The sequence below is a fragment of the Gemmatimonadota bacterium genome, assembly GCA_039715185.1.
In the GTDB taxonomy this organism is placed as follows: Bacteria; Gemmatimonadota; Gemmatimonadetes; order Longimicrobiales; family RSA9; genus DATHRK01.
This window is the reverse complement of record JBDLIA010000252.1, coordinates 1-1,008: the sequence shown is the minus strand read 5'-3', so window position 1 is coordinate 1,008 and position 1,008 is coordinate 1. Positions and strand designations below refer to the sequence as shown.

Here is a 1,008-nt window from a genome sequence, read left to right as displayed (position 1 = left end):
CACACCGGCCGTGATCCCGGCGCAACACCTGGCGCCGGGTCTTGGGTCGAATCGCTTGCGTCGCGCGCGTCGCGGAGTCGCTGCCATCGACCCGACCAAGATGTTGGGCATCGCAGTTGGCGCACTCGAGCATCGAGCGGTCGACCTCGACCAGCTCGCCCTTGCCTTGCACGAAGCCCCGCTCGCAGCTCGCGCACACGGTGACCGCGATCTGATACGAGCTGCGTCCCACGTCGGTCGGCCCGCCGAGCACGTAGCGCGCGACGCTCGCGATCAGCGCGTCGTCGTCCAGCGACTCGCCGACGTCGTCTTCGACCCGGGCGCGGGCCTCGCGAAACAGCGCCCAGGTCGCGGCCGAGACCTCGAACCGCAGCCGCCGCCGCTTGGCGCCGGGCTCGACCGGGCTGTTGGGATCGTCACCCAAGCCGCGACCAGACACCTGCGCCTCGATCTGGCGCGCCGTCTGGCCCCGGGTCGCCGCGAGCCACACCTCTTCGGTGTCGGCGACAGCCACCCGAGACAGCTCGCGCGCCGCGCTCCAGCAAAGCTGCCCGTCGCGCAGCGCCTCACTGATCTGCGGCAACTCGACGAGCGCCCTGGCGACCCGCAACCGCTCTTCGGCCTGCCGCGGCCCGTAACCGAACAGCCGCTCGAGATACTCGCGCAGCGAGCCAAAGCCGAGGTGCTCGTGGACCCGGGCACGATCGGCTTTAATCAGCCAGCCCGCTTCCTCGAAGTCGGCCGCGGCGCGCGTGGCCGCCAACTCGACGAGCCGCTCATGAATCTGTTGCCATTGCTGCTGTGTGCTCACGTAGATCTCCTCAGCGGTGAAGAGTCGACGCCTCAAGTCGGCGCCGACCAGCAGCGTCCAGCGCGAAAACTCCCCGCGCGACGCCCGTCCGCACCACCTTCATAGCACGGAGGTTTTCGGACCTCGTGAGCCGTCCGTGGTCGCCGTCTACGCGACCTCGCCTCGATTTTTCGCGCCTCACCTCGTCGAGGCCGACA

Annotated in this window: 1 protein-coding gene; it reads right to left on the bottom strand. The window is 69.4% G+C overall.

Going from position 1 to position 1,008, the window contains the following annotated elements; translation table 11 throughout:
• On the bottom strand, positions 1 to 811 hold an 811-nt coding region (locus ABFS34_17050; protein ID MEN8377134.1), incomplete at its 3' end, for a hypothetical protein.
• Between the last annotated feature and the right edge of the window lie 197 nt (positions 812 to 1,008).